Genomic DNA, 25949 nt, shown 5'->3' on the forward strand with positions numbered 1-25949 from the left:
GATTTGGTCTGCGCTGAGGCCATTCCTCTCCCAGAGTGGATGTCAAGCCACCCCGGCCGAACACCAGCGACCGACATCTCACGGAGGAGACAGATCATGACCGCTCCCACTGCGTCACAGACCACGCCGATCCAGGATGCCGGCGTCGCCGTCGGCGCACACCAGGGACCGGCGATCCACATCACCGGACCGATCCACGAGCGGTTCGACGAGATCCTCACCCCGGCGGCTCTGGCCTTCATCACCGAGCTGCACCACCGCTTCTCGAACCGCCGCCACGACCGGCTCGCCGACCGCATGCGCCGCCGGTTCGAGATCGGCAACGGCCACGACCCGCGGTTCCGCGAAGACACCCGCCACATCCGCGAGGACGCCGACTGGCGCGTCGCCGGCCCCGGCCCCGGCCTGGAGGACCGCCGTGTCGAGATCACCGGCCCCACCGACCCGAAGATGACCATCAACGCCCTCAACTCGGGCGCGCGGGTGTGGCTCGCCGACCAGGAGGACGCCACCAGCCCGACCTGGCAGAACGTCATCGGCGGTCAGCTGTCGCTGCGCGACGCGATCCGCGGCGAGCTCTCGTACACCTCTCCCGACGGCAAGGCATACCACGTCACCGCCGAGCGCACCCCCACTATCGTGATGCGTCCCCGCGGCTGGCACCTCACCGAGAAGCACGTCGACTTCACCGACCGCACCGGTCGCACGATGGCGGCCTCGGGCTCTCTGGTCGACTTCGGTCTGTACTTCTTCCACAACGCGCAGGCCCTGATCGACGCCGGCCGCGGCCCGTACTTCTACATCGCCAAGCTGGAGTCCAGCGAAGAGGCCCGCCTCTGGGACGACGTGTTCACCTTCGCCGAGGAGTACATCGGCATCCCGCACGGCACGATCCGCGCCACCGTGCTGATCGAGACGCTGCCGGCCGCCTTCGAGATGGACGAGATCCTGTACGTGCTGCGCGACCACTGCGCCGGGCTCAACGCCGGCCGTTGGGACTACATCTTCTCGATCATCAAGACCTACCGCGGCCGCGGCGCACGGTTCGTGCTGCCCGACCGCAGTGAGGTCACCATGACGGTGCCCTTCATGCGCGCCTACACCGACCTGCTCGTGCAGACCTGCCACAAGCGCGGCGCCCACGCGATCGGCGGCATGAGCGCGTTCATCCCGAACCGCCGCGACCCCGAGATGACCCAGCAGGCACTGCAGAAGGTCGCCGCCGACAAGCGCCGCGAGGCCGGCGACGGATTCGACGGCACCTGGGTCGCCCACCCCGATCTGATCCCCGCGGCCCGCGCCGAGTTCGACGCCGTGCTCGGCGACCGTCCCCACCAGGTCGACCGCCAGCGCGACGATGTGAACGTCACCGCCGCTCAGCTGCTCGACCTGCGCATCGGTCGCCCGATCACCGCGCGCGGCGTCTACGACAACGTGTCGGTGGGCATCCGCTACATCGAGGCCTGGCTGCGCGGACTGGGCGCCGTCGCCATCGACGGGCTGATGGAGGACGCCGCCACCGCCGAGATCTCGCGCTCGCAGGTGTGGCAGTGGATCCAGCAGGACCGCACCACCGAGGACGGCACGCCGATCACCGCCGCGTACGTCGAGGACATCATCACCGACGTGCTGGCCACCGTTCCCCGCGGTGACGAGGACCGGTACGACGACGCGGCAGAGATCTTCCGCGAGGTGGCGCTGCAGGAGACCTTCCCGGCCTTCCTGACCTTGCCCGCCTACTCCCGCCACCTGACCGACTGACCACCGCTGAACGCACCGGAACACCAGCATCCCAACGAAGGAAGACGACATGACCCGCTACCAGGATGACATCGCCGCCGTCCAGGCGCTGAAGGACGAGCAGGGCTCCCCGTGGAGCGCGATCGACCCCGAGTCGGTTGCCCGCATGCGCGCACAGAACCGGTTCCGCACCGGACTCGAGATCGCCCAGTACACCGCCGACATCATGCGGCGCGACATGGCCGAGTACGACGCCGACTCGTCGCTGTACACCCAGTCGCTGGGCGTCTGGCACGGCTTCATCGGGCAGCAGAAGCTGATCTCGATCAAGAAGCACCTGAAGTCGACGAACAAGCGCTACCTGTACCTGTCCGGCTGGATGGTCGCGGCGCTGCGGTCCGAGTTCGGCCCGCTCCCCGACCAGTCGATGCACGAGAAGACCGCGGTGCCGGCGCTGATCGAAGAGCTCTACACCTTCTTGCGTCAGGCCGACGCCCGTGAGCTGGACCTGCTGTTCACCCAGCTCGACGCCGCGCGCGCCGCCGGCGACGAGACCGCCGCCGAGTTCATCCAGTCGCAGATCGACGAGTACGAGACCCACGTCGTGCCGATCATCGCCGACATCGACGCCGGCTTCGGCAACCCCGAGGCGACCTACCTGCTCGCCAAGAAGATGATCGAGGCGGGTGCCTGCGCGATCCAGATCGAGAACCAGGTCTCGGACGAGAAGCAGTGTGGCCACCAGGACGGCAAGGTCACCGTGCCGCACGAGGACTTCATCGCCAAGCTCAATGCGGTTCGCTACGCCTTCCTCGAGCTCGGCATCGACAACGGCATCATCGTCGCACGCACCGACTCGCTCGGCGCCGGGTTGACGCAGAAGCTCGCCGTGACGACCGAGGTCGGCGACCTCGGCGACCAGTACAACTCCTTCCTCGACGTCGAGGAGATCGCCGACGGAGACCTCGGCAACGGCGATGTCGTCATCAAGCGCGACGGCAAGCTCATGCGGCCGCGCCGCCTGGCCAGCAACCTGTACCGGTTCCGCGCCGGCACCGGTGAGGAGCGCTGCGTGCTCGATTGCATCACGTCGCTGCGCAATGGTGCCGATCTGCTGTGGATCGAGACCGAGAAGCCGCACGTCGAGCAGATCGCGGGCATGGTCGACGCGATCCGCGAAGTCATCCCCAACGCCAAGCTGGTCTACAACAACAGCCCGTCGTTCAACTGGACGCTGAACTTCCGGCAGCAGGCCTACGACGCACTCGCCGAGCAGGGCGAGGACGTCTCGGCCTACGACCGCAGCGCCCTGATGAGCGTCGAGTACGACGACACCGAGCTGGCCCGCCTGGCCGACGAGAAGATCCGCACGTTCCAGCGCGACGGTTCGGCGCGCGCCGGCATCTTCCACCACCTCATCACCCTGCCGACCTACCACACGGCCGCCCTGTCGACCGACGACCTCGCGAAGGGCTACTTCGGCGACGAGGGCATGCTCGCCTACGTCAAGGACGTGCAGCGCCGCGAGATCCGCGGGGGCATCGCCACCGTGAAGCACCAGAACATGGCCGGTTCCGACATCGGCGACAACCACAAGGAGTACTTCGCCGGCGACGCCGCTCTCAAGGCCGGCGGCCAGCACAACACCATGAACCAGTTCAGCTGACACGGCTGACCTGACCCACCGAGAGGTCGGATGCCACGGCATCCGACCTCTCGTCTCTTTCCGCCACCACCCCGCAGACAGGACTCCTCGATGACTTCCACCGCAGACCTCTACGACGAGCACGGCGACGCCCTGCAATCGCTCCCGCTTCAACTGCGCTCCTTCGGCGGGGTGACCGCGTTCGAGGGCCCGATCCGCACGGTGCGCTGCTTTCAGGACAATGCGCTCGTGAAGACGCTGCTCTCCTCCCCCGGTGACGGTGCCGTGCTCGTCGTCGACGGCGCCGGCTCGCTCGGCACCGCTCTGATGGGTGACATGATCGCGCAGCTCGCGGTGGATGCCGGCTGGACTGGCGTCGTCATCCACGGTTGCGTGCGCGACAGCGCCGCGATCGCGGGTATGCCGCTCGGGGTGAAGGCGCTGGGCACCAACCCGCGCAAGAGCGCCAAGGACGGCGTCGGCGAGGTCGATGTCACTGTCGAGTTCGGCGACGTCGTCTTCCGCCCCGGCGCCCGGCTCTACGCCGACGAGGACGGCATCCTCGTCGAGCGCTGAGATCGCACCGGCATCCGTGGCGCGCTCAGCGTCGGTGCACCGAGAAGCGCAGCGACCTGCCCGCGGTGCCGCGGGTATCGACGCGCAGTCGCACCTCGGATCGGACGCGGGTGAGCGAGACACGGTCCGCGTCCGGCCCGGACACGCGGTCACCGGCGATGCCGACCAGCACGACGTCCAGGGCGTCCTGGGTCTGGGTGGGGTCGGCGAGAGACACCTCCAGACCGGTCGGGATCTTCTTGAGGATGAGCGTCGCGCTCGATGAGATCCTCACCCTGTCGAACGCGGCGCCTGCCCACACCGCGGCGCAGATCGCGCCGGAGGGCAACCGCACCGCCTGCACCGCCGAGTCGTTGCGCAGCACCCGCACGCCGAGGTCGCCGGCGCGGGCGGCGGTCTGCGCCGCGTCGGCACCCGGCAGCAGTGCATAGGCGTACGTCGACGCATCGGTGGCATCCGGTCCGTGCGTGTACGCCAGCGTCGCGTACTGACGGCGACGCACCTGCTGCGTCTCGGGCACCGAACGTGTCGCGTTGTCGGTCCATCGACCCTGCCGCTCGACCACCTCGGCGCGCAGGGCGGGCGAGCCGGGGAGGAACACGTAGCCGCCGACGTCGGCGAGGTGTGCCCAGCGTGCGCCGCGCAGAGTGCGCGGGGCGGTGATCGCCTCGCCGTCGACCGTGAGTGTGCGCGGAGCACCACCGAGGTTGCGGTGTTCGACGACCGTGCGCACCTCGGCCCCGCTGCGCGACGAGATGTCGCTGCCGAGCGCGACGACGAGATCGTCCTGGAAGAACCACGCCTTGCGGGCGACGAGTCCGGTTCCGCCCGGCGCGACCAGGTGCATGGCCGAGACCGCGAACTCGTCGAGCGTCGCTCCGCCCGTCCACTCGTTCGACGGGGTCGTCTCACCCCATTGACCTTCCGGATTGTCCGGCAGCGGAGTGAGATCTACGGTGGCACCGACAGGTGCGTCGAGATCGGATGTCGCCCAGAAGTGATCGTCGAAGTGCGTGTCGTCATCAGCGAGGTAGAGATAGGTCATCCCCTGACTGGTCTTGACACCCCGCATGTTCTCGGCACCCGTTCCTTCGTGCCACGCGATCCGGTTCGAGCACATCGCGACGCACAGAGCCCAGGCGCCGTCGGTCGAACGGTACACAAGACGGTCCATCGCGGGGAAGAACCGCGGGCCGGTGGCATCCGGTCTGGCTACGACCTTGGCGTCGAGTAGCTCCGCGACCAGTGCACGGCGGCCGATCTTCGTCGATTCGGCGATGTCGGCGGCAGCGTTCGACTCGATCCACTGCCGACACAGGCCCCGCCATCGTGCCGCAGTATCGGGGTCGGCGGCCTTCGCCAGGCGCAGCGTGTGCTCGATGAGCTCGTCACCGTTGTCCTTGCTGCGCAGGGCATAGCGCGCGACCGCACGCCCTCGCACCGCGTCCATCATCTGCCCGTTGAACATGAAAGGCGCGAACGACCCCTCGATCACACCGGTGAGATTACTGCGCGTGGGGTCAACGATGGGGAAGTCCGAATCGGCGAGCAGGGCGAACAGCTTCGACAGGCCGCCCAGCAGTACAAGACCGTAGGTGCCGGTGTAGCCAATGGTGGAATGCTGCACAAACGAGCCGTCGGCGAAGAAGCCGTTGCCCTCGGTCACGTACTGCCAGGTGGGGCTGAGCGCGTCGACCGCCGCGCGCAGCAGCGGCTCGTCGGGCTGGACGACGGCGCGCACGATGACGGCCTGGCAGATATCGACGCGGTTGGCGCCGTTAGACTCCTGCACGCCGCTCGGATGCTGCTGGAGTCGGGGGTCGCGCTCTGGCAGGAAATGATCGAACGCCACGCAGTAGCGGTCGATGTCGGCCTGATCGAGCTCGTCGCGGATCAGCGCCATGACATTGGCCAGGGGTTGCGCGGCACCGATGTTCCACGACCACCAGTTGCCCCACCACGTGGTGCCGGGGTGGTAGATCTGTTCGTGCATGTGCGCAAGCCCCGTGCGCACCGCATCGAGCACCTCGGACGACCCCTCGTGCGTCGAGCCGGGGGTGGCCCACGCCGTGGCGAGTTTCTCAAGGTTGACGTAGTTCAGCCTCATCTGGTTCGAACGCAGCAGATCCGTGGCGCCGACCGTCCAGTCGGTCGAGGTGAAGTACCGGGTGCCGGTGGGGGCGATCTGCTGCATCAGCGCAGTGGTCCCCCGGTCGAGCGCGGCGATGGCGTCGTCGAACCCTGTCGGATCGGCGGTGATGATCGATCGGCTGGTGAGCGCGTCGACCCAGCGCGCACGCAGCGCTTCCGTCCCTCCCGCGATGGACAGCGGCGGGGGCGCCGCGCCGGCGCTGCTCGGCAGCAGTCCGGGGATCAGCGACGCGGCGAGCGCCGTGCCTCCGAGCTGCAGGAATCCGCGTCTGGTCGTGTGCATTCGAGCTCCTTCGGTCGCGCCGGCCACAGCCGATCGCCGCCGACGCTACGAGCAGCGCGGGAGAGGATTCAATGAGTAGCGCCACCCGAGTACGATCAAGATCGTGACCGAACGCGCCCCTCTCTCCCGCAAGCTGTCCGCCATCGCCGAGTCCGCCACGCTGAAGGTGGATGCCAAGGCCAAGGCCCTCAAGGCCGAAGGCCGCCCCGTGATCTCGTACGCGGCCGGCGAACCCGATTTCGCGACGCCGCAGTTCATCGTGGATGCCGCCGCCGAGGCCCTCGCCGACCCGGCCAACTACCGGTACACGCCGGCGGCCGGACTTCCCGCGCTGCGCGAAGCCGTCGCGGCGAAGACGCTGCGCGACTCGGGCCTTGAGGTCTCGCCCTCGCAGGTGCTGATCACCAACGGCGGCAAGCAGTCGGTGTACCAGGCCTTCCAGACGGTGGTGAACCCCGGCGACGAGGTGCTGCTGCCCGCGCCGTACTGGACCACCTACCCCGAGGCGATCCGCCTGGCGGACGGCGTGCCCGTCGAGGTGTTCGCCGGCGCCGACCAGGACTACAAGGTCACCGTCGAGCAGCTCGAAGCCGCGCGCACCGACCGCACCACAGTGCTGGTGTTCGTGTCGCCGTCGAACCCGACGGGTTCGGTGTACTCGGCCGACGAGACCGCCGCGATCGCCGCCTGGGCCGTCGAGCACGGCATCTGGGTGATCTCGGATGAGATCTACCAGAACCTCACCTACGACGGCGTCAAGGCCACCTCGATCGTCGAGGCGCTGCCCGAGGTCGCCGGTCAGACGATCTTGGTCAACGGCGTCGCCAAGACGTATGCGATGACCGGTTGGCGTGTGGGCTGGATGGTGGGCCCGGCGGATGCCATCAAGATCGCCGCCAACCTGCAGTCGCACCTGTCGAGCAACGTCAACAACGTCGCGCAGCGCGGAGCCGTCGCTGCATTGACCGGGCCTCAGACCGAGGCCGAGCAGATGCGCGAGGCGTTCGACCGCCGTCGCCGTCTGATCGTGTCGGAGCTGTCGAAGATCGACGGGCTCGTGGTGCCCAACCCGCAGGGCGCTTTCTACGTGTACCCCGATGTGCAGGGCCTCCTCGGCCGCACCTGGGGCGGTGTGACTCCCACGACGTCGCTCGAGCTGGCCGATCTGATCCTTGAACAGGCCGAGGTCGCCGTCGTCCCCGGCGAGGCCTTCGGCCCGTCCGGCTACCTGCGGCTGTCGTACGCGCTCGGCGACGACCAGCTGCTGGAGGGCGTGCAGCGCCTGCAGCGCCTGTTCGCCTCCTGACCCCGCGCGTCGACACCCCGTTCTACCGCCGAGACCCCTACGTAGCTGCGCAGCTACGTAGGGGTCTCGGCGTGAAGTGGGGGTGTCGGCGGCGTCAGAGCTCGACGCCCACCAGAACCGGCTCAGGCTGCAGCAGCAGACCGTACTCGGCGTGGACGCGACTCTGCACGAAGCGGGCGAGCTCGCTCACCTCAGCGGCAGTCGCACCGCCGCGGTTGGTCACCGCGAGGGCGTGCTTGGTCGAGATACCCGCGCGCGAACGCGGCAGTTTGAAGCCCTTGCGGATGCCCGAGTTCTCGATCAGCCATGCGGCGCTGACCTTCACCATGCTCGCGGGCCGCTCGGCGCGCGGGCTGAGCCCGTAATAGTCATCCAACGGAATCACCGTCATCGCGTCGAGGTCGGGCTCGACCTTCCACCGCGGGCATTCCGCCGGCAGCGTGCGCGCCACGGCCTCAGACACGATCGCGTTCTGGAAGAACGAGCCCGCACTACGGGTATCGGGATCGGCCTCGTCGAGCAGCATCCCCTTCATCGCACGGGTCTCGAGGATTCGCGCGCGCACCCAGCTCAGCGGCACAGGCTCGTAGTCCTCCAGGCCCAGGGCCCGGCGCAGCTGGTCACCACGCACGACGCGTCCGCCATCACCCGTCACAGCCAGGTCAAGGGTCACCGAGAGGATGACGGCGCGGCGCTCCTGCACCTCGCCGTAATGGTGCTTGAGCACCGAGGTACGGAACCCCAATCCGAGTTCGGCGGCCGGAACCACGACGGCGGCGTCGGCGTGCTCGTCGATCAGCTCGACCTCGACGAGGGTCTCCTGGATCTCCTGCCCGTAGGCGCCCACGTTCTGCACGGGAGCCGCACCGACGGTCCCGGGGATGCCACTCATCGCCTCGATACCGGCGTACCCGCGCTCGACCGCGTAGGCGACCAGGTCGTCCCACGAATGCCCCGCCTGCACACGCAACCGGATGCGACCCTCGTGCGGCGACGGCAGCTCCTCGATACCGGTGGTGAGGATGCGGATGACCGTGCCGTCGAACGGCTCGTCACCGACGAAGAGATTGGATCCCCCGCCCAGCACGAACCACTCGCCTCCCTCCTGCCACACCTCGCGGAGAGCGGAGATGAGCTCGGGAGTCGTGGTGGCATCCAGCATCCGATGCGGGGCGGCGCCCGTCCGCAGGGTGGTCAGCTCGCGCAGGGCGATGGGTTCGATCTCTGTCATCTCAGCCGAAGCCCCTTCAGAGCGCGACGCGCAGCTGGGCCTTGGCGAGCACCGTGGTCTCGGCGGCCTTCACCGTGAGATCGATGCGTGCCGAGGTCTCATCGACAGCGCCGACCTTGGCGAGCACGTGCACATCAGCGCCGTGCTCGGGATCGACGACGACCGGCTTGGTGAAGCGCACCCCGTAGTCGATCACACGGACGTCTGCGGGAAGCGCGGCCAGCACCGTCGATGAGGCCAGCCCCATCGTGAGCATGCCATGCGCGAGCACGCCGGGAAGGCCGACGGCCTCGGCCACATCGTCGCGGTAGTGGATCGGGTTGAAATCGCCGGATGCCCCGGCGTAACGAACCAGCGACTCGCGCGTCAGGTGCACGGTGCGCTCGGCGATGATGTCGCCAACAGTGTACTCGGCCATCACTTCGCCTCCTCGTCGGTAGCTTCCGAGCCCACCAGCAGAACGCTGGTGGCGGTGACGACGTGCGCGCCGTCGCCGTCGGTGATCGTCGCGTCGCTCGTGATCATCGCGTTGCCTCCGAGAGTGCGGATGCCCGTGACCGCCAGCTGCGCGGTCAGCTTATCGCCCGCGACGATCGGACGCGTGTAGGTGAAACGCTGCTCGGCGTGGATCGTACGGGCGAGCACGATCCCCGAGTCGGGCTCGGCGAGCAGTTGCTGAAGAGTGAGGTCCTGCACGACCATTGCGAAGGTCGGCGGCGCAACGACGTCGGCATAGCCGGCCGCGCGGGCCGCCTCGACGTCGGTGTGCTGAGGAGCATCCGCGAAGACTGCGCGGGCGAATTCGCGCACCTTCTCTCGTCCGACCAGATACGGGGCCGTCGGCGGGAACTCCCGGCCGACCAGTTCGTTGTTCACAGGCACCCCTCGATCCTACCGAGCGTGCCTCAGAAGCGCCGGTGCCCACGACCGGACAAACCCTCCAGCGCGGGCGAGATCAGCGCCGGCGTCCGCGGATGGCCTTCACGCTCATCTGCACCGCAATGAACAGCAGGTAGCCCGCGAAGAGCATGTTGCCGACGAACGGATCCACGATCGTCGCCAGCCAGGCGCCCAGCGCCGTCGTCGTGCATGCGGCGAGTCCGATGATGCCGGCCGCCAGCAGGTCGACGTTGCCGTGACGCAGGTTGCCGATGGTCCCCGAGATCGCCGTGGGGATCATCATCAGCAGCGACGTGCCCTTGGCCACCAGGTCACTGGTGCCGAAGACGAGCATCAGCACGGGCACGACGACGACGCCTCCGCCGACGCCGATGAGCCCGGCGATGATGCCGGTACCGACGCCGACACCCGCAAGGCCGATGCCGTTGCCCCACCCGAGCACGAGCTCAGCCTCGCGCGAGGGGATCACGACGAACAGGCTGACGATGACCGCGACGAGGAACGCCACGAAGCCCCAGCGCAATGCCGACTGCGACACCTTCGGCAGCAACCAGGTGCCGATCTGCGCCCCCACGACAGCACCTCCGGCGAGGATGAGCGCCGGGATCCAGGCCACCGCATCGGCCAGGGCGTACGAGATGACACCGATGCTCGCCGTCGGCACGATCGCGGCGAGCGACGTGCCGGCACCGCGGCGCTGACCATAGTGCAGCATCAGCACGAGCAGGGGCACGATCACCGTTCCGCCGCCGACGCCGAACAACCCCGACAGGAGGCCTGCCAGCAGTCCGATGAAGACGAAGGTGAAGTACGCGCGAGGCTCCCGGGTGATGGACAGATCCTCTTCAGTCACACGGTCAACACTAAACCCGTGCGCTGTGTCTGTTGCGCACAGGGTCGGCGCCCCGCAGGTTCGGCATTGCGTGTCACAGCATGAGAGACTGAGTCCCACATCGGACGCGCGATCGAAGGAGATCCCCATGCGCAGCACACTTCCCGACATCGAGATCCCGAACACGTCGATCCACGAGTACCTGTTCGCCGATCTCGACGAGACTCAGCTGGATGCCGTCGCGATCGTCGACGGTACGAGCGGCGCCGAGACGACGTACCGACAGCTCGTCGCCCAGATCGACCTGTTCGCGGGCGCTCTCGCCGCCCGTCGCATCGGGATCGGCTCACGCATCGGCATCCTCTGCCCCAACATCCCGGCGTTCGCGACGGTCTTCCACGGCATTCTGCGTGCCGGCGCCACCGCGACGACCATCAATTCCCTGTACACGGCCGACGAGATCGCGAACCAGCTCGAAGACGCTGGTGCCGAGTGGCTGATCACCGTCACACCGCTACTCGCGGGCGCGAAGGCAGCCGCCGCGCAGCGCGGTATTCCCGACGACCGGCTCATCGTGCTCGACGGAGCAGAGGGCCACCCGGACCTGCGATCCCTGCTGGCAGAGGGCCACGCCGCACCGGACGTCGTCTTCGACCCGGCGACGCATCTTGCTGTGCTGCCCTATTCATCAGGGACGACGGGTCGCCCGAAGGGCGTGATGCTCACACACCGCAACCTCGTCGCGAACGTTGCCCAGTGCCGCTCCATGCTCACCGTCGGCGAGCAGGACCGCATCCTCGCCATCCTGCCGTTCTTCCACATCTACGGAATGACGGTGCTGCTGAACTTCGCGATCCGTCAGCGCGCCGGACTGGTCACCATGCCGAAGTTCGACCTACCCGAGTTCCTGCGCATCATCCAGGAACACCGCACGTCTTGGGTGTTCATCGCTCCGCCGGTCGCGGTGGCGCTCGCGAAGCACCCCATCGTCGACCAGTACGATCTGTCGTCGGTGCGCGTGATCTTCTCGGGGGCGGCGCCGCTGGACGGTGCGCTGGCGGCCGCGGTCGAGCAGCGCCTGGGCTGCAGCGTGGTGCAGGGTTACGGCATGACCGAGACGAGTCCGGCGGCCAACCTCATCCCGGCCGAGCGCACTGACATCGACAAGTCGTCGATCGGCCCGCTTGTCCCCAACACCGAGGCCCGTATCGTCGACCCCGAGACCGGCATCGACGTCGACGTTCCCGCCGATGGCCCCAGCGCCGCCGGCGAACTCTGGTTGCGCGGCCCGCAGATCATGAGCGGCTACCTGAACCGCCCCGAGGCGACCGCCGAGATGCTCGACGTCGACGGTTGGCTGCACACCGGTGACATCGCGACCGTCACCTCCGACGGCATCTTCCGGATCGTCGACCGCCTGAAGGAGCTCATCAAGTACAAGGGCTACCAGGTAGCGCCCGCCGTGCTCGAAGCACTCCTGCTCGAGCATCCGCTCATCGCCGACAGCGCCGTGATCGGTGCCTACGACGAGGATGGCCAGGAGATCCCGAAGGCTTTCGTGGTGCGTCAGGCGGATGCTGATCTCAGCGCCCAGGATGTGATGGACTTCGTCGCAGCGCGCGTCGCCCCGCACGAGAAGGTGCGCCAGGTCGAGTTCATCGAGACCATCCCGAAGTCGAGCGCGGGCAAGATCCTGCGCAAGGAGCTTCGCGCCGCGTAACGCTTCACTACGCCAGCGGATGCGAAGAAGCCCGCCACCCCAGAGGGTGGCGGGCTTCTTACAACGCGTGGAGGGCCTTACTCGGCCTTCTCCTCCGCGGGTGCCTCAGCAGCGGCGTCCTCGACGGGAGCCTCGCCGGTCTCCTCGGCGGGTGCCTCTTCGACCTTCTCAGCCTTGGGCGCTGCAGCCTTAGCGGCGGGCTTGGCCTTCTTCTTCGGCGCGACGGGCTCGAGAACGAGCTCGATCACGGCCATGGGCGCGTTGTCACCCTTGCGGTTGCCGACCTTCGTGATGCGGGTGTAGCCACCCTCACGCTCGGCGACCAGCGGGGCGATCTCGGCGAACAGGACGTGCAGGGCGTCCTTGTTCGAGCGCAGCACGGTCGCTGCACGGCGGCGTGCGTGCAGGTCGCCGCGCTTGCCGAGCGTGATCAGACGCTCCGCGAGCGGACGCAGGCGCTTGGCCTTCGTCTCGGTCGTGCGGATCGACTTGTTGGTGAAGAGCGCTGCCGCGAGGTTCGCGAGAAGAAGGCGCTCGTGTGCGGGGCCGCCTCCGAGGCGGGGACCCTTGGTGGGCTTGGGCATGTTCGTCTAGCTCCTGATCAGGAAGAGGTCGGGTTTCAGAAGGACTCGTCTTCGCCTGCGCTGTAGAAGTGGGCGCCGTCGAAACCGGGCACCGAATCCTTCAGCGACAGACCGAGCGAGACGAGCTTGTCGCGCACCTCGTCGACCGACTTCTGTCCGAAATTGCGGATGTTCATCAGCTGCGTCTCCGAAAGGGCGACCAGCTCCGAAACGGTGTTGATGCCCTCACGCTTGAGGCAGTTGTACGAGCGCACCGACAGATCGAGGTCCTCGATCGGCATGGAGAGCTCGCTGGAGAGCACGGCCTCGACCGGCGCGGGGCCGATCTCGATGCCCTCTGCTTCGGTGTTCAGCTCGCGAGCGAGACCGAACAGCTCGGTGAGGGTCTTCGCGGCCGATGCAACGGCGTCGCGCGCGCTGATCGCCGACTTCGTCTCGACATCGAGCACCAGCTTGTCGAAGTCGGTGCGCTCACCGGCACGGGTGGCGTCGACGCGGTAGCTGACCTTGAGCACCGGCGAGTAGATCGAGTCGATCGGGATCTGGCCGGCCTCGGCGTACTCGCTGCGGTTCTGCGCAGCCGAGACGTAGCCGCGGCCACGCTCGATGGTGAGCTCGAGCTCGAAGCGAGCGGTGTCGTTGAGCGTCGCGATGACCAGCTCGGGGTTGTGCACCTCGACACCCGCCGGAGCGGAGATGTCAGCGGCGGTGACCTCGCCGGCGCCCGTCTTGCGCAGGTACGCGGTGATGGGCTCGTCGCGCTCGCTGGAAACGACCAGCTGCTTGATGTTCAGGATGATCTCGGTGACATCCTCCTTCACACCGGGGATCGTGCTGAACTCGTGCAGCACGCCGTCGATGCGAATGGTGGTGACCGATGCGCCGGGGATCGACGACAGCAGGCTGCGACGCAGCGCGTTGCCGATCGTGTATCCGAACCCGGGCTCCAGCGGCTCGATGACGAACCGGCTGCGGTTCTCGGAGATCTTTTCCTCGGTGAGAGTGGGACGCTGTGCGATGAGCACTATGTGTTCCTTTCGATCACATGCCCGCTATATGACATGTGTGGGTGAGGTCTTGAGTTGTGGACCTGCCCGCCCGGCACCTGAGCGGCGCCGGGCGGGCAGGGACGAGATCAGACGCGGCGGCGCTTCGGCGGACGGCAGCCGTTGTGAGCCTGCGGCGTCACGTCCTGGATCGAACCGACCTCGAGGCCAGCGGCCTGCAGCGAGCGGATCGCGGTCTCACGACCCGACCCCGGGCCCTTGACGAAGACGTCGACCTTCTTGACACCGTGCTCGGCGGCCTGGCGGGCAGCCGACTCGGCGGCCATACCGGCCGCGTACGGGGTCGACTTGCGCGAGCCCTTGAAGCCCACGCCACCCGACGAGGCCCAGCTGATGACAGCGCCGGACGGGTCGGTGATCGAAACGATGGTGTTGTTGAACGTCGACTTGATGTGGGCGTGGCCCAGCGCGATGTTCTTCTTTTCCTTGCGGCGCGGCTTGCGCGCGGCGGCCTTGGGTGCAGCCATGAAAGTGTTCTCCTATTCCCTGGCCGCTTAGCGGGCCTTCTTCTTGCCGGCGACGGTGCGCTTCGGGCCCTTGCGGGTACGCGCGTTGGTCTTGGTGCGCTGACCGCGCACCGGAAGGCCACGGCGGTGACGCAGACCCTCGTAGGAGCCGATCTCGACCTTGCGGCGGATGTCGGCGGCGACCTCGCGGCGCAGGTCACCCTCCACCTTGTAGTTGCCTTCGATGTAGTCGCGCAGTGCGACAAGCTGCTCGTCGGAGAGGTCCTTGACGCGGATCGACTCGTCGATCTCGGTCGCCTGAAGGATCTCGACGGAGCGGGTACGGCCGATGCCGTAGATGTAGGTGAGGGCGATCACCACGCGCTTGTCGCGCGGGATGTCAACGCCGGCAAGACGTGCCATGCGGTATCTCCTGGAGTGAGGTGGAGGTGTGGAGCAGAGTCCGTTCCCGGGCCTCCAACCCGGGGTGTCCCCCGCCTGCGCGGGATCCGACCTGCCTGTTCATTTCCCGGTCGTGAAGTGATGCACTCACTCGACGACCGGAGTATTCAGTTGTGGAGCTCGTGCTCAGCCCTGGCGCTGCTTGTGGCGCGGGTTGCTCTTGCAGATCACCATGACGCGACCGTGACGACGGATCACGCGGCAGTGGTCGCAGATGGGCTTGACGCTGGGGTTGACCTTCATAGTGCTTCCTGTTCGCTGTCTTCGTGCTCTCTCGTGCCGAGCCCCGTCACAGGGACTCGCCAGTCGACAGCCGTTACTTCTCGACCGATCAGCGGTAGCGGTAAACGATGCGCCCGCGGGTCAGGTCGTAGGGCGAAAGCTCCACGACCACGCGGTCTTCGGGGATGATGCGGATGTAGTTCTGCCGCATCTTTCCGGAGATCGTGGCGAGCACCTTGTGTCCGTTGCTGAGCTCAACGCGGAACATCGCGTTGGGCAGCGCCTCGGAAATGACGCCCTCGATCTCGATGACACCGTCTTTCTTAGCCATAGCCTCGCTGACGCTTCTGCAGATCGGTCGATCTGCGGTGGATGGGTGATGATAGCGGTGCTGCGCCGCCGAGTTGGGACACGCCAGAACAAGGCGCACGGCACCAAAGATCTATGTTAGACCGTCGATGCCCGTGCGGCAAATGCGGATCCCGCAAAACCTCAGGGCAGCACCTTGGGCAGCTCGGTGTTGATCTCACTGATGTCCAGGCGCGTGCCGTTGATGTCGACCGTCGGAGTACCGCGCACATCGTGCTTCTTGGCCTGGGCGGCACCGAACTTCTCGTAGGTGCCGTCGGCGATGCAGCTGACCGCGGCATCCGCACCGACCTGCTCCGCGATCTGCGCGAGCTGCGCATCGGTCAGACCGGGCCCCGACTCCTGCGGCTGGTTCGCGAACAGCGCGTTCATGTAGTCCAGCGCCTTGTCTGGGGCGGCGTCGGCGACGCAGTACATCGCTCCCGCGGCGCGGGACGAGTAGTTCGTCCCCTGGGAGAGGTGGTCGAGGATCGCGACCGGATAGATCTCCAGCGTGATGTCGTCGTTGGCCGCCGCCGACTGCAGGCTCTGCCCGTACGACTGTTCGAAGGCGTTGCACGCGGGGCACATGAAGTCCAGGTACGTGGCGACGACATCGTCGCCTTCGCCGAAGGTGATCGCGCCCGACTCCGCGTTGATGATGTCGCCGGTGGGCGCGGCCCCCGGGTCGTTCGCACGGTTGTTCATCCACACCACGAGCGCACCGAGTGCGACGAGCACCACCACGACCGCGGTCGAGATACCGATGACGAACCAGTTGTTCCTGCCCTGCGCAGCAGCCATAGACTTCCGATCTGTGTACGGCTCGCCGCGTCGGCGAACCTGTTGCCTCAACGAATATTCTGCCCGGACGTCGCTATGCCTGGCGTGTGAGACCTCAGGCGATCGGGGTCGGAGTCACGCCGAACGGAGCAAGACCGGCCGCTCCCCCATCCGGCGCAGTGAGCACCCAGATGCCGCTCTCGTGGCGGGCGACGCTGTGCTCCCAGTGGCAGCCGTCAGAACCGTCTACCGTCGATACCGTCCAGTCGTCGTCCTCGACGAACGTCGCCTCGCCACCGGCGGTGAGCATCGGCTCGATCGCAAGGGCCAGGCCCGGGCGGATCTCTGCACCAGCATCCGGCGTGCGGTAGTTGAACACGCTGGGTGCCTCGTGCATCTTGCGTCCGATGCCGTGACCGACGTACTCACGCAGGATGCCGTAGCTCTCCCCCGAAACCACAGACGGCCCCTGCGCCTCGACGTAGTCCTGAATCGCCGCGCCGATGTCGCCGATATGCGAGGCGGATGCCATCGCCGCGATTCCCGCCCACATCGACCCGTTCGTGACGCGGGAGAGCTCTTCTCGTCGCGCGAGAACATCAGCGGGCGCATCGCCGGGGACGATGAAGGTCACGGCGCTGTCGCCGTTCCACCCCTGGAACTGTGCGCCGCAGTCGACCGAGACGATGTCACCGGGCTGCAGCACACGGTCGCCGGGGATGCCGTGGACGACCTCTTCGTTCACCGAGATGCACGTCGTGTGCCGGTACCCGCGCACGAGCTTGAAGTTCGACTCCGCTCCACGCGCGATTATCACCCGCGACGCCTCGGCGTCCAGCTCAGCGGTGCTCACGCCCGCTCGCACCAGCGGGCGGAGCGCTTCGAGTGCCGCTGCCGTGATCCGGCCGGGCTCGACCATCGACCTCAGCTGCGCCGGGCTCTTGTAGATCGACTTGCGAAACATCAGAACAGATCAGACCAGCTGTGCGATGCCGCGCGCGGCCAGGGCATCCGAAATCCGAGCGGTGATGTCGTCAAGCGAGCCGACGCCGTCGATACGGTCGACGATGCCACGCTCCGCGTACACCGAGATGATCGGAGCAGTCTCGTTCTCGTAGATGTCCAGGCGGTGCGCGATGGCCTCTTCCGTGTCATCCGAGCGCCCCTGCTCGACGGCACGCAGGCTGAGACGCGCGATGCTCTCGTCACGCGGCACATCCAGCAGCAGCACGGCGTCGAGCGAGGCGCCCTGGTCTGCGAGGAAGGCGTCGAGGTGCGCGACCTGAGCGGTGTTGCGCGGGTAGCCGTCGAGCAGGAAGCCCGTGGCGGCGTCCTCCTGCGAGAGCCGGTCGCGAACGATCTCGCTGGTCAGTTCGTCGGGCACCAGGTCACCGGCATCCAGGATCGCGGTGACCTTCTGTCCGAGTTCGGTTCCCTGCTTGATGTTGGCCCGGAAGATGTCTCCGGTCGAGACGACGGGAATGCCCAGCGCCTCGGCGATACGGACACCCTGGGTGCCCTTTCCGGAGCCCTGCGGGCCGACGATCAGCAGTCGTGCGGTGGCGGTCATCTCAGGAGCCCTTCGTAGTGGCGCTGCTGCAGCTGCGCGTCGATCTGCTTCACCGTCTCAAGGCCGACACCCACGATGATCAGGATCGAGGCGCCGCCGAACGGGAAGTTCTGGTTCGCCTGCACCGTCGCCAGCGCGATCAGCGGGATCAGCGCGACGAAGCCGAGGTAGAGGGAACCGGGGAACGTGATCCTCGTGATCACGTAGTCGAGGTATTCCGCGGTCGGTCGTCCCGCGCGGATGCCGGGGATGAACCCGCCGTACTTCTTCATGTTGTCGGCGACCTCGACAGGGTTGAACGTGATCGCGACGTAGAAGTAGGTGAAGCCGATGATCAGCAGGAAGTACACGGCCATGTACAGCGGCTGGTCGCCCGAGGCGAGGTACTGGTTGACCCACACCACCCACGCGGCCGGCTCGCTGCCATCGGTGGGGGTGTTGAACTGCGCCACCAGCATCGGAAGGTACAGCAGCGACGAGGCGAAGATGATCGGGATGACGCCCGCCATGTTGACCTTGATCGGGATGTAGGTGTTCGTCCCACCGTAGGTGCGGCGTCCGACCATGCGCTTCGCGTACTGAACGGGCACGCGGCGCTGCGACTGCTCGACGAACACCACCATGCCCATCACGACGATGCCGATCAGCAGCACGAGCAGGAAGACCTCGAAGCCCTTGGCCTCCCAGATGCCCCACATGGCGGCCGGGAAGGTCGCGGCGATCGAGGTGAAGATCAGCAGCGACATGCCGTTGCCGATACCGCGCTCGGTGACCAGCTCGGCGAACCACATGATCAGACCCGTGCCTGCGGTCATCGCCATGATGATGAGCAGCTGCGCCCACCACACGTCATTGGTCAGCAGGTTGTTGCAGGCCGCGACGTCGGTCGTGCCGAACAGCTGACCGCTGCGCGCCACCGTCACCAGGGTCGCCGACTGCAGCAGTGCGAGGGCGATGGTCAGGTAGCGGGTGTACTGCGTCAGCTTGCTCTGGCCGGCCTGGCCCTCTTTGTGCAGCGCTTCGAAGTGCGGGATGACCACACGCAGCAGCTGCGTGATGATCGTCGCGGTGATGTATGGCATCACACCGAGCGCGAAGATCGACAGCTGCAACAGCGCGCCACCGGAGAACAGGTTCACGAGGCCCAGCAGGCCGTCAGTGCCGGCGTTCGCCGCGAGGCACTGCTCGACGTTCGGGAAGTTCACGAACGGAGCAGGCACATTCGAGCCGAGACGGTACAGCGCGATGATGCCGATGGTGAAAAGGATCTTCCGCCGCAGATCAGGTGTGCGGAAGATTCGCGCGATGGCGCTAAACAAGGGCGTTCCTCCTGAAGGGATTGCCGAACGTCGAAGGACGGCCGAATGTCCAGAGTAACGCAAAGGAGGGGCCGGAGAATCTCCGACCCCTCCTCGCGTTCACGACGGGACTATCAGTTGACCGAACCGCCGGCGGCGACGATCTTCTGCTCGGCGCTGCCCGAGACCTTGTCGACCGACACCGTGAGCTTGACCGAGATGTCGCCGTCGCCGAGGACCTTGACCTTCTCGTTCTTGCGGACGGCGCCCTTTGCGACCAGGTCGCTGACGGTGACATCGCCACCGGCCGGGTAGAGCTCGGCGAGCTTGGCCAGGTTCACAACCTGGTACTCGACTCGGAACGGGTTCTTGAACCCGCGCAGCTTCGGGGTGCGCATGTGCAGCGGCATCTGCCCACCCTCGAAGCCAACCCGCACGGTGTTGCGGGCCTTGGTGCCCTTGGTTCCGCGACCGGCCGTCTTACCCTTCGAGCCCTCACCGCGACCCACGCGGGTCTTGGCGGTGTTGGCACCCGGGACGGGACGGAGGTGGTGCACCTTCAGAACGGCGGGACGCGCTGCCGGAGCAGCCTTCGTCTCAGCTTTCTTGGATGCAGCAGCCTTCTTGGCGGCGGGCTTCTTCGTGGCCTTCTCGGCCTCGACGGCCTCGTTCTTCTCAGCCATTAGTCGATCTCCTCAACCTTGACGAGGTGAGCGACGGTGCGGACGTAGCCGCGCGTCTGGGCGTCGTCGGGACGGACGACCGAGTCGCCGATCCGCTTGAGGCCGAGCGAACGCAGCGTGTCGCGCTGGTTCTGCTTCTCACTCACCTTGGACTTCACCTGCGTGACCTTGAGGCGCGCGGCCATCAGGCACCTACCTTCTGCGCAGCGGCGGCGGCAGCGGCCTTCGCCTCGTTGCGGATGATGATCTCGGGCACGACCGCGTCGTAGTCGAGACCACGACGGGCGGCCACGGCGCGCGGCTCCTCGAGGCCCTGCAGGGCCTCGACGGTCGCGTGCACGATGTTGATCGTGTTCGACGAACCGAGCGACTTCGACAGGACGTCGTGGATGCCAGCGCACTCGAGCACGGCGCGGACCGGGCCGCCGGCGATAACACCGGTACCGGCAGCGGCCGGACGCAGCAGCACAACACCGGCTGCGGCCTCACCCTGCACGGGGTGCGGGATGGTCGAACCGACGCGCGGGACGCGGAAGAAGTTGCGCTTGGCCTCTTCGACACCCTTCGAGATAGCCAGGGGCACCTCGCGGGCCTTGCCGTAGCCGACGCCCACCAGACCGTTGCCGTCACCGACGACCACGAGAGCGGTGAAGCTGAAGCGACGTCCACCCTTCACGACCTTTGAGACGCGGTTGATGGTGACGACGCGCTCGAGGAACTGGTTGTCCCCACGGTCGCGCGAGTTGCGGTCGCGGCTCTGACCGCGGTCGCGGCCTCCGCGACGGCCGTCACGCTGCTCGCGCTGCGGCTCGGCCTGAGCCTCGGCAGGAGCGGTTTCGGTCACTTCGTTCTCCTTGTTGTCACTCACAGTGCCAGCCCCCCTTCGCGGGCGCCATCGGCGATGGCTGCGACACGACCGGCGTAGCGGTTGCCGCCACGGTCGAACACTGCCTCGGAAACGCCGGCGGCCTTCGCACGCTCAGCGACGAGCTCGCCCACCTTGCGTGCCTTGGCGGTCTTGTCACCGTCGAAGGAGCGCAGGTCGGTCTCGAGCGTGGAAGCGGATGCCACGGTGTGACCCTTGGCGTCGTCGACCAGCTGCACGAAGATGTGACGAGCAGAGCGGTTGACGACCAGACGCGGGCGCAGCTCGGTGCCGACGATCTTCTTGCGAAGACGGGCGTGGCGACGCGCGCGGGCGGCGGACTTGGACTTCACAGCCATGGTTACTTACCAGCCTTTCCGGCCTTGCGACGCACGACCTCGCCGGCGTAGCGCACACCCTTACCCTTGTACGGCTCGGGCTTGCGGATCTTGCGGATGTTCGCAGCTGCCTCGCCGACAGCCTGCTTGTCGATGCCACTGACCGTCAGCTTGTTGGTGCCCTCGACCGTCAGCGTGATGCCGGCGGGCGGCTCGATGACGACCGGGTGCGAGAAGCCGAGGGCGAACTCGACCGAGCTGCCCTTCTGCTGCACGCGGTAACCGGTGCCGACGACCTCAAGGCCCTTGGTGTAGCCCTGGGTGACGCCGATGATGTTGTTGTTGATGAGCGTACGGGTCAGGCCGTGCAGTGCACGCGACTCACGCTCGTCGTCCGGACGGGTGACCAGAACCTGGTTCTCCTCGACCGTGATCTCGATGGGACGGGCCAGTTCGAGCGTCAGCTCGCCCTTGGGGCCCTTGACTGCGACCTCACGGCCGTCGACCGAAACGGTCACGCCCGCGGGAATGTCGATGGGAAGTCGTCCGATACGCGACATGTCAGATCACCACACGTAGGCGAGAACTTCTCCGCCCACGCCCTTCTGCTCAGCCTGACGGTCGGTGAGAAGACCGGAGGAGGTGGACAGGATGGCAACGCCCAGGCCGCCGAGGACCGAAGGCAGTTCGGTCGACTTCGCGTAGACGCGCAGACCGGGCTTCGACACGCGCTTGATGCCGGCGATGGAGCGCTCACGGTTGGGGCCGTACTTGAGCGACAGGGTGAGGTTGCTGCCGACGCGCGCGTCGGTGACCTCGAAGCCAGAGATGTAGCCCTCCTGCTGGAGGATCTCGGCGATGTTCGTCTTGAGCTTGCTCGACGGCATGGTCACGGAGTCGTGGTGCGCCGAGTTCGCGTTGCGCAGACGGGTCAGCATGTCTGCGACCGGGTCTGTCATCGTCATAGTGATTTTCCTTTGTTCATGAGGTTCCGGCTGCCGTTACACGACAGACGGCCTGCTATGAGCCTTGCCCTGCTGGGCACGCAATCTTCAATTGTACGGGGTGTGGGGAGGGGCGCCGTACAGCTCCCCTCCCCACACCGCCGGATCACGCTGCGGCGTCAGCGGCCTTGAACGGGAAGCCGAGCGCACGCAGCAGAGCGCGGCCCTCGTCGTCCGTCTTGGCCGTGGTGACCACGGTGATGTCGAAGCCGCGGACGCGGTCGATCTTGTCCTGATCGATCTCGTGGAACACGCTCTGCTCCTGGAGACCGAAGGTGTAGTTGCCGTTGCCGTCGAACTGGTCACCCGACAGGCCGCGGAAGTCGCGGATGCGGGGCAGAGCCAGGTTCACCAGGCGGTCGACGAACTCCCACGCGCGGTCGCCACGCAGGGTGACGTGCGCACCGATGGCCTGACCCTCACGCAGCTTGAACTGCGCGATGGACTTGCGGGCCTTCGTGACGACCGGCTTCTGACCGGTGATCTTGGTGAGGTCGGCGATGGCGCCCTCGATCACCTTGCTGTCGCGAGCTGCCTCGCCGACACCGGTGTTGACGACAACCTTGACCAGGCCGGGGATCTGCATGACGTTGGCGTAGCCGAACTGCTCCTGCAGAGCCTTCTTGATCTCGGTGTTGTACTTCTGCTTCAGGCGGGGCTGCGTAGCTGCCATCAGAGGTCCTTACCTGACTTCTTCGCGAAACGCACACGAACCGTGCGCTTCACGCCGTCCTTGACCTGCTCCTCGACCCGGTGTCCGACGCGAGTCGGCTCCTTGGTCGAGGGGTCGACGACGGCGACGTTGGAGATGTGGATCGGGGCCTCGACGGTCTCGATGCCACCGGTCTTGGTGCCGCGCTGCGTCTGGCCCACACGGGTGTGGCGGGTGACGAAGTTCACGCCCTCCACGACGACGCGGTTCTGCTCGACGAGGACCTCGAGGACCTTGCCCTGCTTACCGCGGTCGCCGCCCTTGTCCTGCTTGCGGCCGGTGATGACCTGAACGAGGTCACCCTTCTTGATGTTCGCCATGATCAGATGACCTCCGGGGCGAGCGAGACGATCTTCATGAACTTCTTGTCACGAAGCTCGCGACCGACCGGTCCGAAGATACGGGTGCCGCGGGGCTCCCCGTCGTTCTTCAGGATGACGGCGGCGTTCTCGTCGAACTTGATGTACGAGCCGTCGGGACGGCGCGTGGACTTTGCGGTACGGACGATGACGGCCTTGACCACATCGCCCTTCTTGACGTTGCCGCCGGGGATCGCGTCCTTGACCGTGGCAACGATGGTGTCGCCCAGACCCGCGTAGCGGCGGCGCGAGCCACCGAGGATGCGGATCGTGAGCAGTTCCTTCGCGCCGGAGTTGTCGGCGACCTTGAGGCGGGACTCCTGCTGAATCACTTGGCCTTCTCCAGAATCTCAACCAGACGCCAGCGCTTGGTGGCGCTCAGCGGCCGGGTCTCGTTGATGAGGACCAGGTCGCCGATACCGGCGGTGTTGTTCTCGTCGTGCGCCTTGACCTTCTCGGTGCGGCGGATGACCTTGCCGTAGAGCGGGTGCTTCACGCGGTCTTCGACCTCGACGACGATGGTCTTGTCCATCTTGTCGCTGACGACGTAGCCACGACGGGCCTTGCGGTACCCGCGGGCGTCGGCGTCGCGCACGTCGTGCTCGGCGTGCTCTGCTGCCTTCTTCTCAGCCATTACTCGGCCTCCTCCTTCGGCGCGTCGTCAGCCGCAGCTTCCTTCTTCGCCTTCGCCTTGGACGCCTTCTTCGCCGGAGCCTCGACCGGAGCGGGCGTCGCGCGGATGCCCAGCTCTCGCTCGCGGATCACGGTGTAGAGGCGCGCGATGTCGCGCTTGACGGCGCGGATGCGGCCGTGGCTCTCCAGCTGGCCGGTGGCCGACTGGAAACGGAGGTTGAACAGCTCCTCCTTGGCCTTGCGCAGCTCCTCGACGAGGCGCTGGTCTTCGAACGTGTCGAGCTCGGCAGGTGCGAGCTCCTTGGTGCCGATCGCCATTACGCGTCGCCCTCCTCGCGCTTGATGATGCGTGCCTTGAGCGGCAGCTTGTGAATGGCCCGGGTGAGGGCTTCGCGTGCGAGCTCCTCATTCACGCCCGCGACCTCGAAGAGGACACGGCCCGGCTTGACGTTGGCGACCCACCACTCGGGCGAACCCTTACCGGAACCCATGCGGGTTTCGGCGGGCTTCTTCGTGAGCGGACGGTCGGGATAGATGTTGATCCACACCTTTCCACCACGCTTGATGTGACGGGTCATCGCGATACGAGCGGACTCGATCTGACGGTTGGTCACGTAGGCGGGGGTCAGAGCCTGGATGCCGAACTCACCGAAGGAGACCTTGGTGCCGCCGGTCGCCTGGCCCGAACGCTTCGGGTGGTGCTGCTTGCGGTACTTGACCTTGCGAGGGATGAGCATTATGCCGACGCTCCTTCTGCGACCGGTGCCTCGTTGCGCGGGGCACGACGGCGGTCGCCACGGTCACGAGCCGGCTTCTGGTTGGCCTGCTCGCGTGCGAGTTCCTTGTTGGTGAGATCGCCCTTGTAGATCCAGACCTTCACGCCGATGCGGCCGAAGGTGGTCTTGGCCTCGTAGAAGCCGTAGTCGATGTTCGCGCGCAGCGTGTGCAGCGGCACACGACCCTCGCGGTAGAACTCCGAACGGCTCATCTCTGCGCCGCCGAGACGGCCGGAGACCTGGATACGAATACCCTTGGCGCCGGCGCGCTGAGCACCCTGCAGACCCTTGCGCATCGCGCGACGGAACGCCACACGTGCGGAGAGCTGCTCGGCGATGCCCTGGGCGACGAGCTGAGCGTCAGCCTCGGGGTTCTTGACCTCGAGGATGTTCAGCTGGATCTGCTTGCCGGTGAGCTTCTCGAGGTCGCCGCGGATGCGCTCGGCCTCGGCGCCACGGCGACCGATGACGATGCCGGGACGCGCGGTGTGGATGTCCACACGCACGCGGTCACGGGTGCGCTCGATCTCGATGTTCGAGACGCCGGCACGGTCGAGCTGCGTCTGCAGCAGGTTGCGGATCTTGATGTCCTCGGCGACGTAGTCGGCGTAACGCTGACCGGGCTTCGTCGAGTCCGAGAACCAACGAGACACGTGGTCGGTCGTGATGCCGAGACGGAAGCCGTACGGGTTGACCTTCTGGCCCATTACTTGCTCGCCTTCTTCGTCGTGGCCGCCTCGGCGGGCGCGTCAGCGACCTCCGGAGTGGCCAGCACGACCGTGATGTGGCTCGTGCGCTTCTTGATCTGGAATGCACGACCCTGAGCGCGCGGCTGGAACCGCTTGAGCGTCGTGCCCTCGTCGACGTACGCGTTCTTCACGTACAGGTCCTGCTCGTCGAGGTACTCGCCGTCGCGATCGGCCTTGACCGATGCGTTCGCGATTGCAGCGTGCACGAGCTTGTAGATCGGCTCGCTGGCACCCTGAGGCGCGAACTTCAGGATGGCCAGGGCCTCCTGAGCCTGCTTGCCCTTGATGAGCGCGACGACACGACGAGCCTTCTGAGGGGTCACGCGGATGTGTCGCACACGTGCGATGGACTCCACCATTTCTCTCTCCTCTATCGCCCCCGCGTCAGCGGCGGCGGCCCTTCTTGTCGTCCTTCACGTGGCCGCGGAAGGTGCGGGTGGGCGCGAACTCGCCCAGCTTGTGGCCGACCATGGTCTCGGTCACGAACACGGGGATGTGCTTGCGACCGTCATGCACGGCGATGGTGTGACCCAGCATGGCCGGGATGATCATCGAACGGCGCGACCAGGTCTTGATGACGTTCTTGGAACCGGCTTCGTTCTGACCGACCACCTTGCGAAGCAGGTGCTCGTCGACGAAGGGGCCCTTCTTGAGACTGCGTGGCAT

35 protein-coding genes are annotated in these 25949 nt (G+C 66.7%); 5 read left to right on the top strand and 30 right to left on the bottom strand.

Features of this window, described 5'->3' with window-relative positions:
• Positions 1-96 precede the first annotated feature (96 nt).
• From aceB to rraA, 3 genes are all read left to right on the top strand, one after another.
• The gene (gene aceB / locus PTQ19_RS12435; protein WP_274367558.1) at positions 97-1761 is read left to right on the top strand and encodes a malate synthase A; all 1665 of its coding nucleotides are present in this window, start codon (positions 97-99) and stop codon (positions 1759-1761) included.
• A 49-nt stretch (positions 1762-1810) separates the two neighbouring features.
• Complete coding sequence (locus tag PTQ19_RS12440; RefSeq protein WP_179410089.1) at positions 1811-3406, top strand: isocitrate lyase; 1596 nt, start codon at positions 1811-1813, stop codon at positions 3404-3406.
• A gap of 90 nt (positions 3407-3496) precedes the next feature.
• Positions 3497-3961, top strand: coding sequence for a ribonuclease E activity regulator RraA (gene rraA, locus PTQ19_RS12445; RefSeq protein ID WP_274367559.1), 465 nt, complete (start codon positions 3497-3499; stop codon positions 3959-3961).
• A gap of 25 nt (positions 3962-3986) precedes the next feature.
• On the opposite strand, the gene PTQ19_RS12450 is transcribed toward rraA, so the two are convergent.
• Entirely contained in the window at positions 3987-6395 is a 2409-nt protein-coding gene (locus PTQ19_RS12450) for a polysaccharide lyase 8 family protein (protein ID WP_274367560.1), read from the bottom strand.
• Positions 6396-6498: 103 nt separating this feature from the next.
• On the opposite strand from PTQ19_RS12450, the gene PTQ19_RS12455 reads away from it, so the two are divergent.
• Positions 6499-7701 (top strand): pyridoxal phosphate-dependent aminotransferase, encoded by a 1203-nt coding sequence (locus tag PTQ19_RS12455; protein ID WP_274367561.1) that lies wholly within the window; start codon positions 6499-6501, stop codon positions 7699-7701.
• Positions 7702-7795: 94 nt separating this feature from the next.
• On the opposite strand, the gene PTQ19_RS12460 is transcribed toward PTQ19_RS12455, so the two are convergent.
• The 4 genes from PTQ19_RS12460 to PTQ19_RS12475 all read right to left on the bottom strand — a co-directional run bounded on the left by PTQ19_RS12460 (position 7796) and on the right by PTQ19_RS12475 (position 10685).
• Entirely contained in the window at positions 7796-8932 is a 1137-nt protein-coding gene (locus PTQ19_RS12460; RefSeq protein WP_206551486.1) for a UDP-N-acetylmuramate dehydrogenase, read from the bottom strand.
• A gap of 16 nt (positions 8933-8948) precedes the next feature.
• Entirely contained in the window at positions 8949-9350 is a 402-nt protein-coding gene (locus PTQ19_RS12465) for a MaoC/PaaZ C-terminal domain-containing protein (protein ID WP_222446345.1), read from the bottom strand.
• A complete protein-coding gene (locus PTQ19_RS12470) occupies positions 9350-9814 on the bottom strand; it encodes an FAS1-like dehydratase domain-containing protein (protein WP_274367562.1) in 465 nt (154 codons plus the stop codon). The genes PTQ19_RS12465 and PTQ19_RS12470 overlap by 1 nt, the downstream gene beginning before the upstream one ends.
• Before the next feature lie 73 nt (positions 9815-9887).
• The gene (locus PTQ19_RS12475) at positions 9888-10685 is read right to left on the bottom strand and encodes a sulfite exporter TauE/SafE family protein (protein ID WP_274367563.1); all 798 of its coding nucleotides are present in this window, start codon (positions 10683-10685) and stop codon (positions 9888-9890) included.
• A 127-nt stretch (positions 10686-10812) separates the two neighbouring features.
• Here PTQ19_RS12475 and PTQ19_RS12480 point away from each other — a divergent pair, with 127 nt between their 5' ends.
• The gene (locus PTQ19_RS12480) at positions 10813-12384 is read left to right on the top strand and encodes an AMP-binding protein (protein WP_206824477.1); all 1572 of its coding nucleotides are present in this window, start codon (positions 10813-10815) and stop codon (positions 12382-12384) included.
• Positions 12385-12461: 77 nt separating this feature from the next.
• On the opposite strand, the gene rplQ is transcribed toward PTQ19_RS12480, so the two are convergent.
• The 25 genes from rplQ to rpsS form a co-directional block, all read right to left on the bottom strand.
• A complete protein-coding gene (gene rplQ, locus PTQ19_RS12485; RefSeq protein WP_274367564.1) occupies positions 12462-12968 on the bottom strand; it encodes a 50S ribosomal protein L17 in 507 nt (168 codons plus the stop codon).
• A 35-nt stretch (positions 12969-13003) separates the two neighbouring features.
• Complete coding sequence (locus PTQ19_RS12490) at positions 13004-13993, bottom strand: DNA-directed RNA polymerase subunit alpha (RefSeq protein ID WP_179410080.1); 990 nt, start codon at positions 13991-13993, stop codon at positions 13004-13006.
• Positions 13994-14103: 110 nt separating this feature from the next.
• Positions 14104-14502 carry a 30S ribosomal protein S11 gene (gene rpsK, locus PTQ19_RS12495; protein ID WP_274367565.1) on the bottom strand — a complete coding sequence of 133 codons (399 nt, stop codon included), beginning with the start codon at positions 14500-14502 and terminating at the stop codon, positions 14104-14106.
• A gap of 27 nt (positions 14503-14529) precedes the next feature.
• The gene (gene rpsM / locus PTQ19_RS12500) at positions 14530-14904 is read right to left on the bottom strand and encodes a 30S ribosomal protein S13 (RefSeq protein ID WP_274367566.1); all 375 of its coding nucleotides are present in this window, start codon (positions 14902-14904) and stop codon (positions 14530-14532) included.
• A gap of 165 nt (positions 14905-15069) precedes the next feature.
• Entirely contained in the window at positions 15070-15186 is a 117-nt protein-coding gene (gene rpmJ / locus PTQ19_RS12505; protein ID WP_071644008.1) for a 50S ribosomal protein L36, read from the bottom strand.
• Positions 15187-15274: 88 nt separating this feature from the next.
• Complete coding sequence (infA, locus tag PTQ19_RS12510; protein WP_017201569.1) at positions 15275-15496, bottom strand: translation initiation factor IF-1; 222 nt, start codon at positions 15494-15496, stop codon at positions 15275-15277.
• Between the two features lie 161 nt (positions 15497-15657).
• The gene (locus PTQ19_RS12515; RefSeq protein ID WP_274367567.1) at positions 15658-16317 is read right to left on the bottom strand and encodes a DsbA family protein; all 660 of its coding nucleotides are present in this window, start codon (positions 16315-16317) and stop codon (positions 15658-15660) included.
• Between the two features lie 94 nt (positions 16318-16411).
• Complete coding sequence (gene map, locus PTQ19_RS12520) at positions 16412-17260, bottom strand: type I methionyl aminopeptidase (RefSeq protein ID WP_274367568.1); 849 nt, start codon at positions 17258-17260, stop codon at positions 16412-16414.
• Between the two features lie 9 nt (positions 17261-17269).
• A complete protein-coding gene (locus PTQ19_RS12525; protein ID WP_179410075.1) occupies positions 17270-17866 on the bottom strand; it encodes an adenylate kinase in 597 nt (198 codons plus the stop codon).
• The gene (secY, locus tag PTQ19_RS12530) at positions 17863-19185 is read right to left on the bottom strand and encodes a preprotein translocase subunit SecY (RefSeq protein WP_179410074.1); all 1323 of its coding nucleotides are present in this window, start codon (positions 19183-19185) and stop codon (positions 17863-17865) included. The genes PTQ19_RS12525 and secY overlap by 4 nt, the downstream gene beginning before the upstream one ends.
• 113 nt (positions 19186-19298) lie before the next feature.
• Positions 19299-19847 carry a 50S ribosomal protein L15 gene (rplO, locus tag PTQ19_RS12535; protein WP_218847916.1) on the bottom strand — a complete coding sequence of 183 codons (549 nt, stop codon included), beginning with the start codon at positions 19845-19847 and terminating at the stop codon, positions 19299-19301.
• On the bottom strand, positions 19847-20032 hold the full coding sequence (gene rpmD / locus PTQ19_RS12540; RefSeq protein WP_018171461.1) for a 50S ribosomal protein L30: 186 nt from the start codon (positions 20030-20032) through the stop codon (positions 19847-19849). The genes rplO and rpmD overlap by 1 nt, the downstream gene beginning before the upstream one ends.
• Positions 20032-20715 (bottom strand): 30S ribosomal protein S5, encoded by a 684-nt coding sequence (gene rpsE / locus PTQ19_RS12545; protein ID WP_179410073.1) that lies wholly within the window; start codon positions 20713-20715, stop codon positions 20032-20034. Before rpsE ends, rpmD begins: the two co-directional genes overlap by 1 nt.
• Positions 20712-21071, bottom strand: a complete 360-nt coding sequence (gene rplR, locus PTQ19_RS12550) for a 50S ribosomal protein L18 (RefSeq protein ID WP_274367569.1) — start codon at positions 21069-21071, stop codon at positions 20712-20714. Before rplR ends, rpsE begins: the two co-directional genes overlap by 4 nt.
• A gap of 2 nt (positions 21072-21073) precedes the next feature.
• Positions 21074-21610 carry a 50S ribosomal protein L6 gene (gene rplF, locus PTQ19_RS12555; protein ID WP_206551477.1) on the bottom strand — a complete coding sequence of 179 codons (537 nt, stop codon included), beginning with the start codon at positions 21608-21610 and terminating at the stop codon, positions 21074-21076.
• Between the two features lie 6 nt (positions 21611-21616).
• Complete coding sequence (gene rpsH / locus PTQ19_RS12560) at positions 21617-22015, bottom strand: 30S ribosomal protein S8 (protein WP_179410070.1); 399 nt, start codon at positions 22013-22015, stop codon at positions 21617-21619.
• Positions 22016-22160: 145 nt separating this feature from the next.
• Complete coding sequence (rplE, locus tag PTQ19_RS12565) at positions 22161-22727, bottom strand: 50S ribosomal protein L5 (RefSeq protein ID WP_179410069.1); 567 nt, start codon at positions 22725-22727, stop codon at positions 22161-22163.
• Positions 22727-23086 carry a 50S ribosomal protein L24 gene (gene rplX / locus PTQ19_RS12570; RefSeq protein WP_179410068.1) on the bottom strand — a complete coding sequence of 120 codons (360 nt, stop codon included), beginning with the start codon at positions 23084-23086 and terminating at the stop codon, positions 22727-22729. Before rplX ends, rplE begins: the two co-directional genes overlap by 1 nt.
• Before the next feature lie 2 nt (positions 23087-23088).
• Complete coding sequence (rplN, locus tag PTQ19_RS12575; protein ID WP_206551475.1) at positions 23089-23457, bottom strand: 50S ribosomal protein L14; 369 nt, start codon at positions 23455-23457, stop codon at positions 23089-23091.
• A complete protein-coding gene (gene rpsQ, locus PTQ19_RS12580) occupies positions 23454-23759 on the bottom strand; it encodes a 30S ribosomal protein S17 (RefSeq protein WP_179410066.1) in 306 nt (101 codons plus the stop codon). The genes rplN and rpsQ overlap by 4 nt, the downstream gene beginning before the upstream one ends.
• Positions 23759-24076 carry a 50S ribosomal protein L29 gene (rpmC, locus tag PTQ19_RS12585; protein ID WP_179410065.1) on the bottom strand — a complete coding sequence of 106 codons (318 nt, stop codon included), beginning with the start codon at positions 24074-24076 and terminating at the stop codon, positions 23759-23761. Before rpmC ends, rpsQ begins: the two co-directional genes overlap by 1 nt.
• The gene (gene rplP, locus PTQ19_RS12590) at positions 24076-24495 is read right to left on the bottom strand and encodes a 50S ribosomal protein L16 (protein ID WP_179410064.1); all 420 of its coding nucleotides are present in this window, start codon (positions 24493-24495) and stop codon (positions 24076-24078) included. Before rplP ends, rpmC begins: the two co-directional genes overlap by 1 nt.
• Positions 24495-25241, bottom strand: a complete 747-nt coding sequence (gene rpsC, locus PTQ19_RS12595) for a 30S ribosomal protein S3 (RefSeq protein ID WP_179410063.1) — start codon at positions 25239-25241, stop codon at positions 24495-24497. Before rpsC ends, rplP begins: the two co-directional genes overlap by 1 nt.
• The gene (gene rplV / locus PTQ19_RS12600) at positions 25241-25642 is read right to left on the bottom strand and encodes a 50S ribosomal protein L22 (protein ID WP_179410062.1); all 402 of its coding nucleotides are present in this window, start codon (positions 25640-25642) and stop codon (positions 25241-25243) included. The genes rpsC and rplV overlap by 1 nt, the downstream gene beginning before the upstream one ends.
• Before the next feature lie 25 nt (positions 25643-25667).
• Positions 25668-25949 carry a 30S ribosomal protein S19 gene (rpsS, locus tag PTQ19_RS12605; protein WP_179410061.1) on the bottom strand — a complete coding sequence of 94 codons (282 nt, stop codon included), beginning with the start codon at positions 25947-25949 and terminating at the stop codon, positions 25668-25670.

Source organism: Microbacterium esteraromaticum (genome assembly GCF_028747645.1).
GTDB lineage: Bacteria > Actinomycetota > Actinomycetes > Actinomycetales > Microbacteriaceae > Microbacterium > Microbacterium esteraromaticum_C.

Bases quoted from the DNA above. Each gene is read 5' to 3' on its own strand.
- rplQ (WP_274367564.1), bottom strand. From the start codon at position 12,968: ATGCCCAAGCCCACCAAGGGTCCCCGCCTCGGAGGCGGCCCCGCACAC.
- rpsM (WP_274367566.1), bottom strand. From the start codon at position 14,904: ATGGCACGTCTTGCCGGCGTTGACATCCCGCGCGACAAGCGCGTGGTG.
- rpmJ (WP_071644008.1), bottom strand. From the start codon at position 15,186: ATGAAGGTCAACCCCAGCGTCAAGCCCATCTGCGACCACTGCCGCGTG.
- PTQ19_RS12480 (WP_206824477.1), top strand. From the start codon at position 10,813: ATGCGCAGCACACTTCCCGACATCGAGATCCCGAACACGTCGATCCAC.
- aceB (WP_274367558.1), top strand. From the start codon at position 97: ATGACCGCTCCCACTGCGTCACAGACCACGCCGATCCAGGATGCCGGC.
- map (WP_274367568.1), bottom strand. From the start codon at position 17,260: ATGTTTCGCAAGTCGATCTACAAGAGCCCGGCGCAGCTGAGGTCGATG.
- PTQ19_RS12450 (WP_274367560.1), bottom strand. From the start codon at position 6,395: ATGCACACGACCAGACGCGGATTCCTGCAGCTCGGAGGCACGGCGCTC.
- PTQ19_RS12515 (WP_274367567.1), bottom strand. From the start codon at position 16,317: ATGGCTGCTGCGCAGGGCAGGAACAACTGGTTCGTCATCGGTATCTCG.
- infA (WP_017201569.1), bottom strand. From the start codon at position 15,496: ATGGCTAAGAAAGACGGTGTCATCGAGATCGAGGGCGTCATTTCCGAG.
- rpsH (WP_179410070.1), bottom strand. From the start codon at position 22,015: ATGACGATGACAGACCCGGTCGCAGACATGCTGACCCGTCTGCGCAAC.
- rplP (WP_179410064.1), bottom strand. From the start codon at position 24,495: ATGCTCATCCCTCGCAAGGTCAAGTACCGCAAGCAGCACCACCCGAAG.
- PTQ19_RS12460 (WP_206551486.1), bottom strand. From the start codon at position 8,932: ATGACAGAGATCGAACCCATCGCCCTGCGCGAGCTGACCACCCTGCGG.
- rplX (WP_179410068.1), bottom strand. From the start codon at position 23,086: ATGGCGAACATCAAGAAGGGTGACCTCGTTCAGGTCATCACCGGCCGC.
- rplR (WP_274367569.1), bottom strand. From the start codon at position 21,071: ATGGCTGTGAAGTCCAAGTCCGCCGCCCGCGCGCGTCGCCACGCCCGT.
- PTQ19_RS12525 (WP_179410075.1), bottom strand. From the start codon at position 17,866: ATGACCGCCACCGCACGACTGCTGATCGTCGGCCCGCAGGGCTCCGGA.
- rpmC (WP_179410065.1), bottom strand. From the start codon at position 24,076: ATGGCGATCGGCACCAAGGAGCTCGCACCTGCCGAGCTCGACACGTTC.
- rplV (WP_179410062.1), bottom strand. From the start codon at position 25,642: ATGGTGGAGTCCATCGCACGTGTGCGACACATCCGCGTGACCCCTCAG.
- rplO (WP_218847916.1), bottom strand. From the start codon at position 19,847: ATGGCTGAGAAGAACGAGGCCGTCGAGGCCGAGAAGGCCACGAAGAAG.
- PTQ19_RS12440 (WP_179410089.1), top strand. From the start codon at position 1,811: ATGACCCGCTACCAGGATGACATCGCCGCCGTCCAGGCGCTGAAGGAC.
- rplE (WP_179410069.1), bottom strand. From the start codon at position 22,727: ATGGCAGCTACGCAGCCCCGCCTGAAGCAGAAGTACAACACCGAGATC.
- PTQ19_RS12465 (WP_222446345.1), bottom strand. From the start codon at position 9,350: ATGGCCGAGTACACTGTTGGCGACATCATCGCCGAGCGCACCGTGCAC.
- rpsC (WP_179410063.1), bottom strand. From the start codon at position 25,241: ATGGGCCAGAAGGTCAACCCGTACGGCTTCCGTCTCGGCATCACGACC.
- rplF (WP_206551477.1), bottom strand. From the start codon at position 21,610: ATGTCGCGTATCGGACGACTTCCCATCGACATTCCCGCGGGCGTGACC.
- rpsS (WP_179410061.1), bottom strand. From the start codon at position 25,949: ATGCCACGCAGTCTCAAGAAGGGCCCCTTCGTCGACGAGCACCTGCTT.
- rpsK (WP_274367565.1), bottom strand. From the start codon at position 14,502: ATGGCTGCACCCAAGGCCGCCGCGCGCAAGCCGCGCCGCAAGGAAAAG.
- rpsQ (WP_179410066.1), bottom strand. From the start codon at position 23,759: ATGGCTGAGAAGAAGGCAGCAGAGCACGCCGAGCACGACGTGCGCGAC.
- rraA (WP_274367559.1), top strand. From the start codon at position 3,497: ATGACTTCCACCGCAGACCTCTACGACGAGCACGGCGACGCCCTGCAA.
- rpmD (WP_018171461.1), bottom strand. From the start codon at position 20,032: ATGGCCGCGCGCCTCAAGGTCACGCAGGTGAAGTCCAAGGTGAGTGAG.